This is a genomic window from Kitasatospora sp. NPDC029312 (assembly GCF_055569215.1).
On record NZ_JBVHXY010000012.1, the window covers coordinates 19,564 to 35,752 of the forward strand.

The 16,189-nt window shown below is 72.8% G+C and carries 18 protein-coding genes and 2 pseudogenes; 13 read left to right on the top strand and 7 right to left on the bottom strand.

Translation table 11 applies throughout. The features are described 5' to 3' along the window. The 6 genes from ACZ4WV_RS12550 to ACZ4WV_RS12575 all read left to right on the top strand — a co-directional run bounded on the left by ACZ4WV_RS12550 (position 1) and on the right by ACZ4WV_RS12575 (position 6,325). Positions 1-3,456 carry a LysM peptidoglycan-binding domain-containing protein gene (locus tag ACZ4WV_RS12550; protein ID WP_465745648.1) on the top strand — a complete coding sequence of 1,152 codons (3,456 nt, stop codon included), beginning with the start codon at positions 1-3 and terminating at the stop codon, positions 3,454-3,456. A 20-nt stretch (positions 3,457-3,476) separates the two neighbouring features. Beyond that, entirely contained in the window at positions 3,477-4,205 is a 729-nt protein-coding gene (locus tag ACZ4WV_RS12555; protein WP_465745649.1) for a prepilin peptidase, read from the top strand. 312 nt (positions 4,206-4,517) lie between these two features. Then, entirely contained in the window at positions 4,518-4,835 is a 318-nt protein-coding gene (locus tag ACZ4WV_RS12560; RefSeq protein WP_465745651.1) for a hypothetical protein, read from the top strand. 112 nt (positions 4,836-4,947) lie between these two features. Then, complete coding sequence (locus ACZ4WV_RS12565; protein ID WP_465745653.1) at positions 4,948-5,688, top strand: hypothetical protein; 741 nt, start codon at positions 4,948-4,950, stop codon at positions 5,686-5,688. A gap of 32 nt (positions 5,689-5,720) precedes the next feature. Next, positions 5,721-5,903, top strand: coding sequence for a hypothetical protein (locus ACZ4WV_RS12570; protein WP_465745655.1), 183 nt, complete (start codon positions 5,721-5,723; stop codon positions 5,901-5,903). 197 nt (positions 5,904-6,100) lie between these two features. Beyond that, positions 6,101-6,325, top strand: coding sequence for a hypothetical protein (locus ACZ4WV_RS12575; RefSeq protein WP_465745656.1), 225 nt, complete (start codon positions 6,101-6,103; stop codon positions 6,323-6,325). A gap of 53 nt (positions 6,326-6,378) precedes the next feature. On the opposite strand, the gene ACZ4WV_RS12580 is transcribed toward ACZ4WV_RS12575, so the two are convergent. Further along, a complete protein-coding gene (locus tag ACZ4WV_RS12580; RefSeq protein ID WP_465745658.1) occupies positions 6,379-6,588 on the bottom strand; it encodes a hypothetical protein in 210 nt (69 codons plus the stop codon). A gap of 505 nt (positions 6,589-7,093) precedes the next feature. Between ACZ4WV_RS12580 and ACZ4WV_RS12585 the strand changes: the two genes are divergently transcribed. Further along, positions 7,094-7,393: a hypothetical protein gene (locus ACZ4WV_RS12585; protein WP_465745660.1), complete on the top strand. Its 300-nt coding sequence runs from the start codon at positions 7,094-7,096 to the stop codon at positions 7,391-7,393. Next, a complete protein-coding gene (locus ACZ4WV_RS12590) occupies positions 7,386-7,661 on the top strand; it encodes a hypothetical protein (RefSeq protein WP_465745662.1) in 276 nt (91 codons plus the stop codon). Before ACZ4WV_RS12585 ends, ACZ4WV_RS12590 begins: the two co-directional genes overlap by 8 nt. Before the next feature lie 126 nt (positions 7,662-7,787). Here the strand turns inward: ACZ4WV_RS12590 and ACZ4WV_RS12595 are convergent, their stop codons facing one another. Beyond that, on the bottom strand, positions 7,788-8,069 hold the full coding sequence (locus ACZ4WV_RS12595) for a hypothetical protein (protein WP_465745664.1): 282 nt from the start codon (positions 8,067-8,069) through the stop codon (positions 7,788-7,790). A 360-nt stretch (positions 8,070-8,429) separates the two neighbouring features. Further along, positions 8,430-9,122, bottom strand: a complete 693-nt coding sequence (locus tag ACZ4WV_RS12600) for a class I SAM-dependent methyltransferase (RefSeq protein WP_465745665.1) — start codon at positions 9,120-9,122, stop codon at positions 8,430-8,432. Positions 9,123-9,470: 348 nt separating this feature from the next. On the opposite strand from ACZ4WV_RS12600, the gene ACZ4WV_RS12605 reads away from it, so the two are divergent. Further along, complete coding sequence (locus ACZ4WV_RS12605; protein ID WP_465745667.1) at positions 9,471-9,596, top strand: hypothetical protein; 126 nt, start codon at positions 9,471-9,473, stop codon at positions 9,594-9,596. Between the two features lie 32 nt (positions 9,597-9,628). Here ACZ4WV_RS12605 and ACZ4WV_RS12610 read toward each other — a convergent pair whose 3' ends face one another. Further along, positions 9,629-9,832, bottom strand: a complete 204-nt coding sequence (locus ACZ4WV_RS12610; protein ID WP_465745669.1) for a hypothetical protein — start codon at positions 9,830-9,832, stop codon at positions 9,629-9,631. A gap of 43 nt (positions 9,833-9,875) precedes the next feature. On the opposite strand from ACZ4WV_RS12610, the gene ACZ4WV_RS12615 reads away from it, so the two are divergent. Together ACZ4WV_RS12615 and ACZ4WV_RS12620 are read left to right on the top strand one after the other, a co-directional pair. Continuing rightward, positions 9,876-10,568, top strand: a complete 693-nt coding sequence (locus tag ACZ4WV_RS12615; RefSeq protein ID WP_465745671.1) for a hypothetical protein — start codon at positions 9,876-9,878, stop codon at positions 10,566-10,568. Between the two features lie 211 nt (positions 10,569-10,779). Continuing rightward, positions 10,780-11,478: pseudogene (locus tag ACZ4WV_RS12620) on the top strand (transposase); the annotation flags it as partial. 207 nt (positions 11,479-11,685) lie between these two features. Here ACZ4WV_RS12620 and ACZ4WV_RS12625 read toward each other — a convergent pair. Continuing rightward, a complete protein-coding gene (locus ACZ4WV_RS12625; RefSeq protein ID WP_465745673.1) occupies positions 11,686-12,537 on the bottom strand; it encodes a helix-turn-helix transcriptional regulator in 852 nt (283 codons plus the stop codon). 88 nt (positions 12,538-12,625) lie between these two features. On the opposite strand from ACZ4WV_RS12625, the gene ACZ4WV_RS12630 reads away from it, so the two are divergent. Then, on the top strand, positions 12,626-13,426 hold the full coding sequence (locus ACZ4WV_RS12630; protein ID WP_465745675.1) for an SDR family NAD(P)-dependent oxidoreductase: 801 nt from the start codon (positions 12,626-12,628) through the stop codon (positions 13,424-13,426). 323 nt (positions 13,427-13,749) lie between these two features. Further along, positions 13,750-14,069: pseudogene (locus ACZ4WV_RS12635) on the top strand (MmyB family transcriptional regulator); the annotation flags it as partial. A gap of 428 nt (positions 14,070-14,497) precedes the next feature. On the opposite strand, the gene ACZ4WV_RS12640 reads toward ACZ4WV_RS12635, so the two are convergent. Beyond that, a complete protein-coding gene (locus ACZ4WV_RS12640) occupies positions 14,498-15,463 on the bottom strand; it encodes an amidohydrolase family protein (protein ID WP_465745677.1) in 966 nt (321 codons plus the stop codon). After that, entirely contained in the window at positions 15,463-16,080 is a 618-nt protein-coding gene (locus ACZ4WV_RS12645; protein ID WP_465745678.1) for an NAD(P)-dependent oxidoreductase, read from the bottom strand. Before ACZ4WV_RS12645 ends, ACZ4WV_RS12640 begins: the two co-directional genes overlap by 1 nt. Positions 16,081-16,189 lie beyond the last annotated feature (109 nt).

The following is a 16,189-nucleotide window of genomic DNA, read 5'->3' on the forward strand; positions in this document are numbered from 1 at the left end:
ATGCCCCGCCGACCCGCTTCCCGCCTCGTCGCCGCCCTTCGCGGCGTGCTCTCCCTCGCCGCCCTGGTCGCCCTGCTCGCCGCCCTGCCGGTCGTGCTGTGGCACGTCGGCGCGCTGCCCCACCAGGTGCCGAACTGGGACGACGTCACCAACGCCCTGTCGAACCCGGACAACGGCAGCCTCTTCCTCGGTGCGCTCACCCTGCTCGGCTGGGCCGGCTGGCTGAGCTTCGCCGCCTCCACCCTGGTGGAGGTCTGCGCGCTGCTGCGCCACCGGCGGGCACCGCGCGTACGGGCGCTCGGAGCCACCCAGCGCCTGGCAGCCGCCCTGGTGGCCGGAGTGGCGATGCTCCTGCCCGCCGGCGCCGCCTTCGCCGCCCCGCAGACTGCCGCAGCCGCACCGGTCCCCGCGACCGCACCCGCCGCGGTCGTTGGGAGCCCCGCTGCTACCGCCGTACCCGTAGCGGCCCCCGACACCCGCACCGGCCCCGTCCACCAGGTCGTCGACGGGGACACCCTGTGGGACCTCGCCCAGCACTACCTCGGCGACGGCACCCGCTGGCACGAGATCGCCAACCTCAACCCACAGGTCAACAAGGCCGACCTCCTCCAGCCCGGCGTGGTCCTGCGCCTGCCGGCTGACGCGAAGGCCCCGCACGCCGCGCCTTCGGCACCGGCGCAGAAGGACGACGGGGAGGACCCGGGCGGGCACACCGTCACGGTCCGCGCGGGGGAGACGCTCTCCGGGATCGCCGAGCGGGAGGTCGGTGACGCGGACGCCTACCCGCGGCTGTTCGAGGCGAGCCGTGCGACCGAGCAGCCCCGCGGCGTCCATCTGACCGACGCCGACGAACTCCAGCCTGGCGACGTCATCGTCATCCCCGGCCCAACCAACGCCCCCGGCCAGCAGCCCGCCGCCGGCCACGCTCCCACCGACCGCCCGGCCACCAGCACCTCTGCGGCCGACGCCCTCACGCCCAGCTTGCCGACACACACCGTGGACACCCCGGAGAGCCTGTGGGACGTGGCGGTCCGCCACCTCGGCGACGGGCAGCGCTGGCTAGACATCATCGCCCTCAACCCCGCACTCGCCAACACCCCACCCGCCCAACCCCTCCCGCACGGGACCATCCTCCGACTCCCCGCCGACGCCCACCCGGCGCCAACCACCAGCACGACAGCACCCGCGCCCTCCGCCGACCGACACGACAGCCCTCCGGCACAGACCACGCCCCCTGCCGGTACCCCCGCCAACCCCAACACCCCCTCGGCCGCCCCAACCACCACCACGCCAGAACAGGCCACGACCACCCCGGGCGCCCCCCAGAACCTGCACCACCTCGCCCCCGCCAGCATCTTCGCGGGCGCCGGGGCACTGGCCGCCGCGTTCATCGGCGCCCTCGCACTGCGCCGCCGCCTCCAGCAGCGCCGCCTGCGCCCCGGCCGCCACATCCCCCTGCCCACCGGGCGCACCGCCGCCACCGAGCAGTCCCTGCGCGCCGCCCAGCGCCCGGGCGGGTTCCACCTGCTCGACCGGGCCCTGCGCACCCTCGCGCTGAACCTCGCGGACCAGGGCCGCGACCTACCCTCCCTCGACGCGGTCGTCCTCACGGAGTCCCGCGTCGAACTCCACCTCGCCGACGACGGTGCCGCCGGGACGCCGGTTGAGCCGTTCGCCGCTACGGCCGACCGCCTGTGGACGTGCCCGGCCACCAGCCCCGGCCTCGGCGACGAAGCGCGCCTCGCCGCAGCCGACGCCCCCTACCCGGCACTGGTGTCCATCGGCCACGACCCGCAGGGCCGGCTCGTCCTCGTCGACCTGGAACACCTCGGCGTCCTCCACCTGACCGGTGACCAGGACCGCGCCCGCCACGTCCTGCAGGCCCTCGCCGTCGAACTCGCCACCACCCCGCTGCCCGCGCACCTGGAGGTCGACGTCCTCGACGCGACCGCCCCCGGCCTGGAGAACGCCGCCCCCGACCGCGCCCGCCGCTTCACCGACCCCGCGCAGGCCGCCGAGAGCCTGATCGACCACATCACCAGCCAGCGCCGCGCCCTGACCGCCGCCGGGGCCGGATCCCTCCGGTCGGCCCGTCTCGCCGAGGCCTCCGACTCCTGGGCGCCACGGATCCTCCTGGCCGCAGACCTGCCGCAGGACAAACCGGGTGCGCAGCTGCTCGCCGACCTCACCCAGCAGCCCCGCACCGCCGCCGCGGTCGTCACCGCCAGCGCCCCGGCCGGGCCGGACACCGGCTGGACACTCCACTGCCCGGCCGACGACACCGCGGTGGTCCTGCCCGGCTCAGGGCTGCCCGTCGTACTCCAGGGCCTGAGCGACGAGCACTACGCCGACGCCATCGACGTCCTCGTCCTCGCGGCCGGCCCCGCCGACGCCGACGCCCCCTCCTGGGCCACCGCGCCCGGCACCAGCGACCAGGCACCGGACCCAGGGCCGGAAGCGGGCGACGACGGCCTGCCCGCCGAGTACGCCGAGCTGGAAGACGAACTCGCCGACAGCCAGGCGCAGCCCGGCCCGGTCAAACCGTTCCAGGCCCCAGTGCCCCGACCCCAGGCACCCACCGCCCACGACGCGCCCGCCGGCCCAACCCTGGCCGATGTCCTCAACGACCAGGACGACTCGGCACCGGCAGCCCCCGCACGCACCCGGCGCACCCTGCCCGCCCCCGCCCCCGACCAAGCCCCCGACGGCCCGTCCGTCCTGCTTCTGGGCCCCATCACCATCGACGGCGCCGCCGGACAGATCGACTCCAACCGCCGGCGCAGCGCCACCGAGCTCATCACCTACCTCGCGCTGAACCCCGGCGTCGACCACCACGCCATCGACGCGGCCCTGTGGCCCGGACAGATCGTCAGCAAGCAGGTCCGCAACGCCGCCATCTCCCGCGCCCGCTCCTGGCTCGGCTCCGCCCCCGACGGAACCCTCCACCTGCCGCGCGTCCAGGACACCGACGACAACCGCTACCGCCTCACCCACGTCGACTGCGACTGGGACCGCTTCCTCCACCACTACCGAAACGGCCTCGCCGACCCCGGCGAAGACGGCGACCTCGCCCTGCGCCGCGCCCTCGCCCTGGTGCGCGGCCGCCCCTTCACCGGCATCGACCCCACCCGCTACTCCTGGGCCGAACCCGCCATCCAGACGATGGTCTCCACCATCACCCACGCCGCCCACGAACTGTCCACCCGCCGACTCGACGCCCACGACGCGCCCGGCGCCCTCTGGGCCGCCAAACAAGGACTGCTCGCCGGCGAGGAGAACGAGACCCTGCACCGCTGCCTCTTCCGCGCCCACCACGCCACAGGCGACACCGACGCCCTGCGCGCAGCGGCCGCCACCCTCGCCCGGATCAACAGCCGGCTCGGCGACCTCGACATGGAAACCGAAACCGCCGCCCTCCTGCACGAACTGCTCCCCCGCCCCCTCGCCTCCCGCTGACACACGAGACACACACGGACATGCCCATCCCACTGCCCGCCGCCACCATCGCCGGCGTCCTGGCCGGCACCCTGCTCGTACGCCCCCTCACCACCCACTACACCGCCCCCACAGGACACGAACTCCCCCGCCACACCTGCCCCCACTGCGACCGCCCCCTGAACGCCACCCGCCCACGCGACCTTCACGCCATCAGCCTCACCCAGCGCTGCCCGCACTGCACCCACCGAATCGGCCCCGCACCGCTACTCCCCGAGACCCTGACCGGAGTCGGCGTCACCGCCGCCATCGCGACCGGCAGCGGTATGTGGGTAACCGCCGCCCAGCTGTGGCTCACCCTCATCGGAGCCGTACTGGTCATCACCGACGCCTCCGTACGACGCCTCCCGGACCACCTCGTCGCCGCAGCGGCCACCGGTGTCGCCCTGCTCCTCGGCGCAGCCGCCGCCCACGGCTCCCCCGGGTCCCTGCCGCGCGCGGCCGTGGGGGCCGCCACGGCCGCCGCCGTGTTCACCCTGCTCTTCCTTGCCGGAGGCGTCAGCCTGGGCGACGTGAAACTCGCTCCGGTGCTGGCCGCAGTCCTGGGCTGGCACAGCTGGTTCACTCTGTTCTGGGGCCTCGCCGCAGGTTTCACGCTGTGCGCGATGCACGGCGCCGCGCTCATGGCGTCCGGTGGGCGGCAACGTCGGATCGCCTTCGGCCCCGCCTTGATCATCGGCGCCCTCACGGTCTGCGCCATCACACCCTAGGTACCGGCTCAAAGGGTGCCGACTCGCCCATCGGCGTCGGGCCTGGTCTGCCGCGTCCTCTGCGACCAGGTTTTCCACCGGCGTCGGAGGCCGGCGCGGGGAGCCTGGCCGCGGAGTCCAGTACGGATAACGGTCGAGCCTGTCCAGGTCCTCGTCACCGTCCCGCGCGGGTCGTCGGTAGGAATCCCCCTGTTCCGCAGAACCGCTCCCCGCCCGCACCGGAACCGCCACAATGGGGGCCAGACGCCCGGCCGCACGACGAGAAACCCTCGATGCCCAACGAACGCCCCGACAGCTCTGACCACACCGTCGGTGACCCCGGCCCAACTCATCGAACGCGAGCAGCACCACCAGCTCGTCTGGTTCGACACAGCCGGCCCTGCCACAGAACTCGCACAACTCATCCACGGCGAGGAGTGCTACCCCCAGCGGTCCCGGCCCCGGACGACTTCCACTGACCGGCGGCCCCTGGACGGCCTCCACCTGGACACCACCGCCCTCGACCCGGCCGACATCGAAGACGGGTTCATGCTGATCAGCAACGGCTGTTCCTACCCCGGCGGACGCAGCATCTACGGGCCGGCCTCGGACCGGCCCGGCGTCCTGGCGCGGCACGGGGACGTGCCCTAAATGTTCATCACCGCGACCGCACCGCAGAAGCCGTGACCAGGCCACGCTTCCGGCGGCAGGCCCTGCCAGACTGGTTCGGCCGCAGGACGACGGGACCAGGAAGGACGCGGGGATGCTCGAGTTCTGGGACCGGTCGACCGAACAGCGCCTGCTGCGCGCTCTCGACGCGTGCTGTGCCCTGTTGGGCGGCACGGAGGAGTCGACCGCACGGAGGGCGGTCCTCCAGCGCTTGCTCGCGGTTGTCTTCGAGGCCGGGGCCGGCACCGACGACCCGATGAGCGAGCTGTACGCCGCTGACACCGTGCTCAGCGAAATCCCGCCGGACACCGGCCTCGACGACACCCAGGCGCTCGCCTGGCTGACGCAGGCGCAGCAGCGCCGCTTGATCGGCTTCCTCGAGGAGACCGACTCGTGGGGGACCGGGTACTCGAGCGAGGAGATCGACGGGCACCCGATGTGGCGCATCCACCGTCTTGGTGCGTTCCCTCGCCGGCTGCGTCTGCTGATCTCCGCCACGGGCAGCAACAAGACCGCCCTTGCTCGCGGGCTCGGCGTCCCCGCTCACCAGGTCGGACACTGGGCCGCCGGAGGTTCCACTCCCGGGCTCGCGGAGCGGACAAGCTCGCGGCCGCGCTCGGCATCCATCCCAGCTGGCTCGCCGAGAGGCTCGACGGCCAGGCGCCAATCGACTGGTACCAGTTCGAGGACGGCTGTCCGTGTGGAGCCTCGGACGGCACGTTCGCCCGTGAGCCGCTGGACGGGCCGTGCGCGGACATCGGCGCCCATGCCGAGTAGGGGCTGTGGTGCGTCGGCGACACCGCCAGCGGGGGCGGCTGCGGCCAGCCTTATCTGATCGACGGCGACCTCTTCTACCCCGCCCCGACCATGGAAGACGGCTACGGCCACCGCTTCACCGCCGTCCGTGACGGCGTAGGCGATATCGGCAACTGCGGCCCCGAACTCACCGCGCCCTGGCCCCACGCCCTGTGGAACATCCCAGTCGGCCCCGACCGACGCGGCCCGCTGCACCTGCCCGACCTGCTCACCCAGGCCCCGGGGCCTGGGTAGCCCGCCAAGCGTTTCGGCTCCTCGGAACAACATGGTCAAACCGGCTCCACGATGTACGTCGCCCACACCAGCACATACGAGCGGTCAGCCGACGGCGCGCAGCCGGGTACGGCCCGACACCGCCCCGCCAGGCTCAGGAGCGCCGGTCCGCCGCGCCGGCAGCGGTTCCAGCCAACGTCCCAGGGAACGATTCGGGCGTGCACAGCGAGCACCAGGAGCAGGCCAGCCCAGTCGGCGAAGCATGGGCCCGGGAACTGACCGAGCAGCTGCGCACGGCGATCGAGGACGTCCGGGCCGCCGTCCTGGTCCTGGCCCGCCGGGTCCGCGCCGCCTACCAGGCGAAGGTGTGGACCGTCCTCGGGCACCCATCGGGATGCCGGCTTGGAGCACGGCGCCGCTGGTGTCCTGGTGGGCGTCGGTGAGGCGTTCGGCGATCAGGTCGGTCAGAAGCCTGCGGAGGAATGGCCAGGTCCAGTCAGATCGGCCGGTCCGGGTCAGAGAAGGTCAGGCTGCCGGGCGAGAGGTGGCGGCGGGCCGGGGCGGGTACGGCCGCGGCCTCACCGGGCGGCTGGCGGAAGTCCGCCCACTGCTCGACCGGCAGCCAGCGCACGCCGGACTGGGCGGGCGCGGGAGCGTCAGTGGCGGGCTCGGAGAAGCGCAGGGAGAGCCTGCGGCGGTCAGTCATGATCACCAGTCTCGCAGTCCAGACCGAGGTAGGCCAGACCGCTATCTCCGGTCGGGTCCCGAACAGGCGGTTAGCCGACCGCGCGCAGCCGGGTGCGGCCTGCCTTGGGAGGGGCGGCCTGGTAGTCGGGGATGAGGATGGGGGAACGCCTTCGCGGGCGGCGCGGGCCATGGCGGCCTGCATCTCGAGTTCGGAGCTGTAGCCGGCGATGGCGGGGCGGAGGCGGTAGCGGTAGCCCTTGCGCAGGACGAGGCCGCGTTCGACGAGGAGGGTCATTCCGCGGCTGACGACCGAGGGGAGGATTCCGAGTTCCTCCGAGCACCCGCCCGGCCGCACCGACGCACCCCCAATGTGATCATCAATGTCCCGGGCCCAAGCCAAGCTTCAGCACAACGCTACCGAAGATGCCCCGCCGCGCAGCCCCCTCATGACTACCAAGACGGCCGCCGCCCACAGCCCGACGCGCACCAGATACCGTGGTCGGTACGAGCAGGAGGAGTCCGCCATGAGCGCCCAGCCGGTGCACGACCACACCCCGCAGCCCCGAGTCCCGCGCACACCTGACGGCATCGCCGAGGCCCTGACCGGCGCCCGCCGGATGGCCTTCTACCGTGAACTCGGCCACGCCCCCATCGACCAGGTCGAGCAGATCCTCAACCGCTGGTGGTGCGAGGCGGAGATGGACACCAACCCCGACCAGGATCGCATCATCGCCGCCGCCCGCAACGGCACCCTGCCCACCAGCACCATGGCCGACGTTCTGCGGCTGCGCCGTGAACGGGGCGGGGACCTGCCGGGTGAGTAACGAAGAACCCGACGACCTGTGGCCGGTCCTGCCCTCCGAAGCCGTCCAGGACGCCCTGTCCGACCCCAGCCTGCCCGTCGACTTGTTCTCCGCCATCGTCGCGCTCACCGTAGCGATCGCCGAGGATCCGTGGCTGCCCGAGAGCAGCGCCCGCGACAGCGCCGGCGACTGGCGCCGACTCCCGATCCCCCACGGACGCAGCCTCGTCGAATACGTCATCGACCCGCACAGCCACGTCGTGCGTCTCACCCGCGTCATTCCCCTCTGACCGGCCACTGCCTCGCAGCCCGATCCTGCCTCGAGCCGATCGAGGGCGCGGACGGCCAAGGAAACCTGTCACGGTGGTGAGGCAAGGGCCAGAAGAAGCGCGGACGGGGTTAATGTGCGAGACGCGTCAGACTGCCGAGGCCCCGAGGCGGCGCACCGCGGAGGAGGTGCCGGGAGCGGTGCCGGCCTGGACGGCGACGTGGATCCGGTCGCCCTCCGGGTCGCGGTACAGCTCCGCCCGCAGCCACCAGCGGCGCAGGACGCCGCCGATCGTTTCGACGTCGGCTTCGCCCATCTCCCGGTAGAACTCCATCCGCTGCGCGGGCGGCAACGCCGCGGCGACGCCGTTCTGGGTACGCGGGATGGGCTGATGGCCGTCGTGGTGGCCGAGCAGGGGCGCTGCGCTCACCGTTGGTCCGGAAGTCTCGTGCGGGCGGGCCCGGTACAAGTGTCCTGTCCCGGGAGTGCCGGTCGGTACCCGGGGCCCGGCCGCCTCGGTGCTTCGCCGAGCCCCTGAAGCCGCTTCGTGAACCACTCACGGGCGGCCTCCGGTCCCTTGCGACTGATCCGCCTACCCCGCTCGCCCTGCTGACTCAGGTGGCTGACGGGCTGAATAACAGCGGTTCAGCTCAGAGCCTTCACGCTCACCTTCCTCCGCACCAAGCGCGAGGAAACGCAACGGCGAGCCCGACGCCCGGTCGTCGATCTGGGCATTCCCAAACCCCGAACCGACCCCTCAACTCCGGAGGCCCCTTGACCAGTCGTACCCCTAAGCCGCGAGACTCGCCCGCACCCATGTCCGGTCGTCCGTCAGGTACTTGTCCACCTTCAGGCCCACCTCCGCGACCGCTCCCTCGAACTGCTCCTTCGTCAGCGGCCGGGACAGGAACGTTTGTGTCCACGTGGCATCCGGAAACTCGTACTCCGCATACACCGAGTTCACCCCGTCACCGGCCGGCTCCGCCGACACAATCCGCGTCGTGAAGCCACTGGGGTCGACACGCTCACTCGGCAGGTTCGTGTGCCAGTCCTCACCCTCTCGCTGGATTAGCACGCAGCCGTCCATTGCGAGATGCCGGGCGCAGGTGCGCAGCAGCGCCCGCCGCACTTCAACGTCTCCGGCGTGCACGAGGAACGACGCGAGCATCACCACGTCGAACGTCTCGCCCAGGTCGAGATCCTCGATCGCGCTGTGTATAGTGCGCGCGCCGCGTACACGTTCGAGCATCTCGCGGGACTCGTCCACAGCAGTCACAGTAAAACCCCGCTCCAGGAGCGGATGGGTTATGCGCCCCACGCCGCAGCCCAGTTCCAGGATGTGCGCACCCGCTGGCACGGCCGCGGCGACGATGTCCGGCTGGGTCCCGACCGGCAGTCGCGAGTACAGCTCGACCGCGCATCCGTCCGGGGTGATCACTCCGGGCCCGGTCCCCTGATGCCCCGCTCGCTTATTCAGCCCCATGCCCGTCCAACGGGCCGGGCCGGACGGCCGTTCCCCTACCCAGCCCACCACCCGTTCGGGTGAAGTGCAGAGAAGCCCGTCACAGCCAGGCGCCGGGAGTAGCGGGGTAGCTGCGGTGGTACCTGCGCACATACCTGCGGTGGTGCCCTCGGTGATGTCTGCGGTGGTACCGACCGCGGCCGGGTGCTAGGCCAGGGCACCCACCGGGAACTGCTCGACCGCAGCGACTTCTACCGCGAACTGGCGGGCAGCCGACTGGCCCCAGCGGCCGGGTGAAAGGATCGTCCGCAGCTGCGGACCCCGTCCGACCGTACCCGCGGTGATCCGATCCCGAGGAAGGAAGCACAGATGACCGACCTCCCGACGCCCGCCCCCTTCACCTCCGAGGACACCCTGTTCGGCGCGATCACCGTCAGCCTGGAGGACCAGGAGCGGGTGACCGTCTCCGGGGAGGGATCCCCACCGTCGTGCTGACCCGCGACCCGGACTGCGAGCCGGATCTTCGGCTACGCCCTCGCCTCAGCCTTCGGCACCGGTGGGCACCCGACCTGGATGCTGCTCGTCGAAGCGGTCGCCGCGCTCATCCCCTGAGCCGCCAGGGTCGCCTCCACCGGCGGCCCCGTCGGCTCCGGCTCCCGGGCCAACTCCTCGGCGTTCACGGCGCAGACCAGCGCCGTCTCGGCCCCCTCCAGACGGTCCAAGTGCCGCATCAGGCAACCCCTTCAGCGAATCCGTCCAAGCCTGGCCGAGTTCGTGACCCTGCCACAGGCCGGCCGGGCGAAGGCCTGGCACCTCACCGCCCAGGGCGCAGCGGTGGCGGCGACCTTCCGCGAGGCCCGACGCGCGGATGCCCAGGCACCGGACGTCGAGCAGCTCGCCGTCCGGCATGGGCACGAGCACCTGCTCGACGTCGGCCGGATCCACGCCGCCTTCATCGCCGACGCCCGCGCCCGCGGCGAGGCCTGGGGGCCGCTCGACCTCCTCCCCGTCCCACGGCTGCCTGTCGCGGGCGGCGGGGTGTACCGGCCCGCCGCCGAGCTCGCCTACACCGCCGGCACCGGCGAGGAGCGGCACCGCCTGCGGGCGTTCGCCGAACGCCACCGCCCCGGTATTGGCGCCGAGGAGACCGCGGCGCAGCTGGCGGCGTGCGTCCGGCTGTGGGAGCAGGCGGGCCCGGACGGCCAGGGCCGGGCGTGGGAGCGGCGCTGGCGGTCCTTCCCGCAACTGCTGGTGGTCCTGGTCGGCACGGCGGCCGCCGGGGTGCGCGGCGCGGTGGCGGACCTGCGCGTCGCCGCCGAGGAGAACCCGGTCACCGCCGAGATGCTCGCCGCCGTCCCGGCCGGCGCCGCCCGGATCGAGGACCTCGTCCAGCGCGGCCCGGCCGCACCAATCTGGCACCCGCTCAGCGGCCGCAGCGGGCGGGCGTGCGGGTGGACGGAGCTGTAGACGGGCGGCGGCGCAACAACAGCGGGAGGGGCGGACCAGGTCCGGCCCGTCCGCTCTCTGCTAAAGGTCGAGCTGATGCTGGTGCGTCGTGTGCGTGGGTGTGTAGCCGAGACCGTCGTTGCTCTGTCGGCAGCCGGGGCGTGTACGGCGCCTCCAGGGCCGCGTTCCTCCCCGGTCAGGTGGACGTTGAGCGCGGCCGCCGCGTCGTCCAGGTGCCCCGGGCCGGCCGGAGCTGACGATCACCGTCGACGTCGCCACCCGCTCCATCCTGGCCGCGGTCCTGCGCCCGGCCAGCACCAAGGCCGTCGACGCCGCGCTGCTGCTCGCGGAGATGTCCGTCCCCCATCCCGCCCGGCCCACCTGGCCCGACGTCCTGCGGTTCGCCCGCTCCTCCATCCCGTACCGGGAGGAGCTGCTGTCGGCCGACAAGCGCCTCGAAGGCGCCGCGGCGCGGCCGGTCGTCGTGCCGGAGACGATCGTCGTCGACCGCGGGAAGATCTACCTCTCCGAGACCTTCACCGCCGCCTGCCAGAGCCTCGGGGTCAGCGTCCAGCCCGCGCCGCCCCACGCCCCCACCGCGAAGGGGATCGTGGAGCGCACCTTCGGCTCCATCAACGCCCTGCTGTGGCAGTACCTGCCCGGCTACACCGGCTCCAACGTCCTCGAGCGTGGCCGCGACGTCGAACAGCACGCCTGCTACAGCGTCGCCCAGCTACAGGACCTCCTCGACGAATGGATCGTCCACTGGCACCACCGCCCCCACAACGGGCTGCGCCACCCCGTACTGCTGAAGGCGCGGCTGACACCGAATGAGATGTGGGGCGCGCAGACCGCCGTCTGCGGGCACGTCCCAGTGCCGCTGTCGGGGCGGGACTACCTGGAGCTGCTGCCCGTGCGTTTCAGGCTCATACTGATGACAAGTCACTCATTCAGCGTATTCAGGAGCAGGATGGACAGACGACGAGCCCTCCTCCCCGCCGACCAAACCCCGGCACGTCCAGCACGGGCGCAGCGCGGCGTTGGCCGTACGAACAGCCTCCAGCCGCTCCTGCGCCTCCCGCGCCAGCCGCTCCTTGGCGGGTGGCGCCCGCGACCCGGGCTGCCATCCTGGCTCGACTCAGCCGGGCACGTCCATGCGCTGGGTGCCGATCACCGACAGCAGCCGTAGCGCCTCCTCCGCGGGAGAGCCGGGCTCGGCCGTGTAGATGACGACTTGTTGGTCTCGGTCGGTGATGTCGAGGACATCGCAGTTGACGGTGATGGGGCCGATCAGCGGGTGGTGGAGGGTCTTGCGCAGGGTGGGCTCGGCGCTTACGTCGTGGGCGGCCCACAGCCGGGCGAACTCCGCGCTGCCTGCGAGGAGGTCGTCCACCAGCGCGGCTACCTCGGGATCGTCCGGGTAGCGGGCGGCGGTGGCACGCAGGTGCCGGGCCGCGGCGCGGGCGAACGTCTCCACCTCGGACGGGTCGTACGGCAGCCGCTCCCCCGATCGCGGTGCGAGGAAGGCACGGCGCACGAGGTTGCGCTCGCGCCGGGGCAGGGCGGAGAAGTCCTCCAGGAGAGCTGCCGCCAGGTCGTTCCAGGCGATCACCTCGTAGGTCGCGGACAGCACGATCGCCGCGGCGTGCGGCAGCCGTCGCAGCAGGTCGAGGATGCTCTGCCGCACTTCTCGTGAGGGCCCGGCCGGCGGACCGGGCGGGGCGCCGGCGAGATGGTGCAGGTGGTCGCCCTCGGCGTCCGACAGGCGCAGGGCCCGGGCCAGACCGGCGATGACCTCGCGTGAGGGGCGCGGGCCCCGTGCCTGCTCCAGCCGGGTGTAGTACTCGGTCGAGATGAACGCCAGCTGCGCCACCTCCTCGCGGCGCAGCCCCGGGGTACGGCGGCGCGGCCCGGCGGGCAGTCCCACGTCGGCAGGGTTGATGCGTTCACGCCTGCTGCGCAGGAAGCCAGCCAGTTCTCGTCTGTCCACGCCGCCTAGTGTGCGCGGGCGCCGCGGACCCGATCCAGGTACCGCTGGTGCCTGGATCGGCCCCGCGGCGGGACGCAGGCTCGCTGCCATGGACAACGCACAGACCACCGACATCTCCACACCAGCCGCCATGGGCCTGCTGGCCGGCAAGGTCGCCTTCATCACCGGTGCCGGCCGCGGCATCGGCGCCGCCGCGGCGCGCCTGTTCGCCCGGGAGGGCGCCCGGGTGCTGCTCGCGGCCCGCACGCAGGACCAGCTCAAGGCGGTGACCGAGGAAGTCCGGGCGGCCGGCGGCACCGCCGAGTACGCAGTGTGCGACCTGGCCGACGGGGCCAGTGTCCGTGCCGCCGTCGACCGCGCCGTCGACCTGTACGGCCGGCTCGACGTCGCCTTCAACAACGCAGCGACCAGCGTGCCGCCGGCCCCGATGGACCACGTGCCCGAGGCAGATTTCGACCACCTCTACGCCGTGAACCTCAAGGGTCCGTGGCTGGCCATGTCCGCCCAGGTCGCCGCCATCCGGGCCACCGCCGGCACGGGTGCGATCGTCAACAACTCGTCCGTCGGCAGCCTGATGGGCAATCCCACGCTGCCCGCCTACGGTGCGATGAAGCGGGCGGTCAACAGCCTCACCGAGTCGGCCGCCATCACCTACGGCCCGGAAGGCATCCGCGTCAACGCCATCGCCCCCGGCACCACACTGACCGAGATGCTGCGTGCGTGGAACGACCGATCCCCCGGCGTCATCGACCAGCTCAACGCGCGTACCCCGCTGCGTCGTGGGGCCGATCCTGACGAGATCGCCCAGGCTGCCGCCTGGCTCCTGAGCGACCGCGCATCCTATGTGACCGGCACGGTACTCCCGGTTGACGGCGGCATGCAGGCATGAGCCGGAGGCCCGGCGAAGGCCGCCGCGGAGACAGTCGTTGCACCCCCAGCGGCGCCGGTCGTCTCGTAGCCGGCGCCGCAGGGCGTGTCAGAACCGGCGGCGCACGACCGGCCGGCCAGGCCGGCCCTGCTCGCAGCGCGGTGCGAGGGCCGCGCTGCGAGTGTGTTCCAGCCAGCTCATGACCTGGCGCAGCGTGGCGGCATCGAGGTGGTGGGTGAGGTCGCGGGGCCTGGCGGTCGTCGCCGCTCAGGGTGGAGAGGCCGGCGCGCTCCAGGTCGGTGCAAAGGGGCTGGGCGACGGCGCCGGTGGTCGGCCGGGCCTGGCGGGCGGCTGGCACCGATCCCGACGCCCCCGACCTCACCGGCTCGTCGGCGAACTCCTCCTCAAGAGCCCCGACTTCGCCAGGCTCTAGGACCACTGCGACGTCACCGGCCGCAAGGTCACCGCCAAGACCTTCCACCACCCCCACGTCGGGACGATCACCCTCCGGTTCCAGGGCATGACCCTCGAAGGCACCCCCGGCCAGCGCCTGGGCGTCTACACCGCCCGCCCCGGCACACCCGACCACGACGCCATGCTCCTCCTCGACCTCACCGCCCCCCCAGACCGCCGAGCCGGCACCGTCCCAGCAGGGTGGCGGTAAACCCGCGGGACACGCCTTCTGATCAAGCTTTCATCGCGGGAGCTCGATGGTTGTTCGAGGTGTGCGGCGGTGACATAGCGCATGGCAGTGTGCCGGCCAGGTTGGCCATCGCCCAGCCGGGCACGGCGCCACTCCCTTGGGGCCGCCCGGCATGCGAGGCATGGAGCCGTCGGGGCCGGCCAGGCGCAGCAGGCGACGGGGCGCAGCGACCGGACACCGGGACAGCACCGGAACCCGGGCTCGACATCCGTCTCCGCACCCGGACCGACGCGCCCCGATCGAGTTCGTCACGAACCGCAACCGACATGACGGGCCGGCAGCCCCGTAGACTCAAAAACAAGCTGCTGACCAGGGCAGATGAAGAACCGCAACTGCAGTACCAGGCCGGACGTTCGGCCGGGGCCGCGGCGCTGCGAGCCGGCGGGCGGTCAGAGGCGCAGCAGGGCACGGGCGTTCGCCGAGCCGATGCGGCGCTTGACCTCCGGCGGGAGGGCGGTCCGCTCCAGGGCGGCGACCGCGGCCCCGGTCTTCTCATAGGGGTAGTCGACGGCGAAGAGCACCGCCTCCGGGCCGAGCACGTGCACCAGCGCCTCGACCGTGGCCGGCGAGAGCACGCCGCTGGTGGTGGCCAGCACGTTGCTGCCGAAGTACTGCGACGGACTGCGCAGCAGCGGCGTCGGGACGCTCAGCGTGGCGTACCGGGAGTCGAACCGGGACAGCTGGAACGGCAGGAACTCCCCCGCGTGGCCGAGGACCATCCGGGCCTCCGGGTGGCGGTCGAAGACCCCGGAGAGCACGATCCGCATGGCGTGCCCGCCTGTCGTCGCCTGCCAGCTCCACAGCGCGCCGTTCATCTCCGGGTGCCCGGACAGCACGTGCCAGGAGTCGGCGGGTGGCATGCCCGGGTGCAGGTAGAGCGGCACGCCGAGCTCGACCAGGGTGGCCCAGACGGCGTCGAAGGCGGGGTCGTCGAGGTACCTGCCCTGGACGTGGTCGTTGACCAGGGCGCCCTTGAAGCCGAGTTCCCCGACCGCGCGCCGGAGTTCGGCGACCGCGGCGGCCGGGTCCTGCAGCGGGAGGGCGGCGAAGGCGGCGAACCGGTCGGGGTGCGCTGTGACGATCGCGGCCAGCGAGTCGTTGACGTAGCCGGCGTTGGCCACCGCGCGCGCCGGGTCCGGGTCCGCCTCGATGCCGGGGACGGTCAGCGACAGCACCTGCACGGCGATGCCGTTGGCGTCCATGTCCGGCAGCCTCAGGCCGGTGACGTCAGGCAGCCGCCGGGTCACGTCGGCGACGAAGGCGGGGTCCATGCCGTCCGGCACCGGGAACGGGGGGCGGCGCTCGGCGAGGCCCGGGATCGCGATGGCCTCCTCGATCGCGATGTAGCCCGCCATCACGCGCCCGCCGTCGGGACGAGGATGCCGGCTCCGGCCGTGGGCAGCTCGGCCTCGTCGAGCATGAGCGCGGCGACGGTGGCGCGGGAGGCGTGCGGCGGCAGCAGCGGCTTGGGGTACTGCGCCAGGGGAACGTTGCGGCGGGCCGCGCTGAGCCCGCCGACCCACAGGTCGGGCGCGTGGAAGACGGTGGCGCCGCCGGCCAGCACGATCGTGTCGGCCGCGCCCTTCTCCGCCAGCTCCTTGCCGACGAACATCCTCATCACGCTCTGGTAGATCCCGCCGCCGGCGCCGGTCGAGGCGCCCGAGCCGAGCGCCCCGAGCCAGAGCGTGCGGACCGGCAGGCCCGCCAGCAGCCGCGCGCCGGCGAGCAGGGTGCCCGGGCCGTCGCCCTTGCTGATGCCGAGCGCGGAGACGAGCACGTCCACGTCGCCCAGCTCCGGGAAGTCCTGCGACCTGGTCACGTCCGCCGACCGGACCTCGACCCAGCCCCGCGCGGGCGGGTCGTACTGCTGCGGACTGCGGACGAGGGCGACGACCTGGTGGCCCCGGTCGAGCGCTTGTTCCACCACCAGGCGGCCGACCCGCCCGGTCGCGCCGAGGACTGCGATGCGCATGACGACTCCGTAACTGAACAGGTGTTGGTTACTTGAGTGAACATGTGTTGGTTACGGGTTGTCAAGGCTGGCCCGGGCGCTCCACGGCACTCCGCCGCGCTCGACCGTG

Excerpts from the sequence above, each read along its gene's own strand:
- ACZ4WV_RS12550 (WP_465745648.1), top strand. The coding sequence starts at position 1 with ATGCCCCGCCGACCCGCTTCCCGCCTCGTCGCCGCCCTTCGCGGCGTG.
- ACZ4WV_RS12555 (WP_465745649.1), top strand. The coding sequence starts at position 3,477 with ATGCCCATCCCACTGCCCGCCGCCACCATCGCCGGCGTCCTGGCCGGC.
- ACZ4WV_RS12565 (WP_465745653.1), top strand. The coding sequence starts at position 4,948 with ATGCTCGAGTTCTGGGACCGGTCGACCGAACAGCGCCTGCTGCGCGCT.
- ACZ4WV_RS12570 (WP_465745655.1), top strand. The coding sequence starts at position 5,721 with ATGGAAGACGGCTACGGCCACCGCTTCACCGCCGTCCGTGACGGCGTA.
- ACZ4WV_RS12580 (WP_465745658.1), bottom strand. The coding sequence starts at position 6,588 with ATGACTGACCGCCGCAGGCTCTCCCTGCGCTTCTCCGAGCCCGCCACT.
- ACZ4WV_RS12585 (WP_465745660.1), top strand. The coding sequence starts at position 7,094 with ATGAGCGCCCAGCCGGTGCACGACCACACCCCGCAGCCCCGAGTCCCG.
- ACZ4WV_RS12600 (WP_465745665.1), bottom strand. The coding sequence starts at position 9,122 with ATGGGGCTGAATAAGCGAGCGGGGCATCAGGGGACCGGGCCCGGAGTG.
- ACZ4WV_RS12605 (WP_465745667.1), top strand. The coding sequence starts at position 9,471 with ATGACCGACCTCCCGACGCCCGCCCCCTTCACCTCCGAGGACACCCTG.
- ACZ4WV_RS12610 (WP_465745669.1), bottom strand. The coding sequence starts at position 9,832 with ATGCGGCACTTGGACCGTCTGGAGGGGGCCGAGACGGCGCTGGTCTGC.
- ACZ4WV_RS12630 (WP_465745675.1), top strand. The coding sequence starts at position 12,626 with ATGGACAACGCACAGACCACCGACATCTCCACACCAGCCGCCATGGGC.
- ACZ4WV_RS12640 (WP_465745677.1), bottom strand. The coding sequence starts at position 15,463 with ATGGCGGGCTACATCGCGATCGAGGAGGCCATCGCGATCCCGGGCCTC.
- ACZ4WV_RS12645 (WP_465745678.1), bottom strand. The coding sequence starts at position 16,080 with ATGCGCATCGCAGTCCTCGGCGCGACCGGGCGGGTCGGCCGCCTGGTG.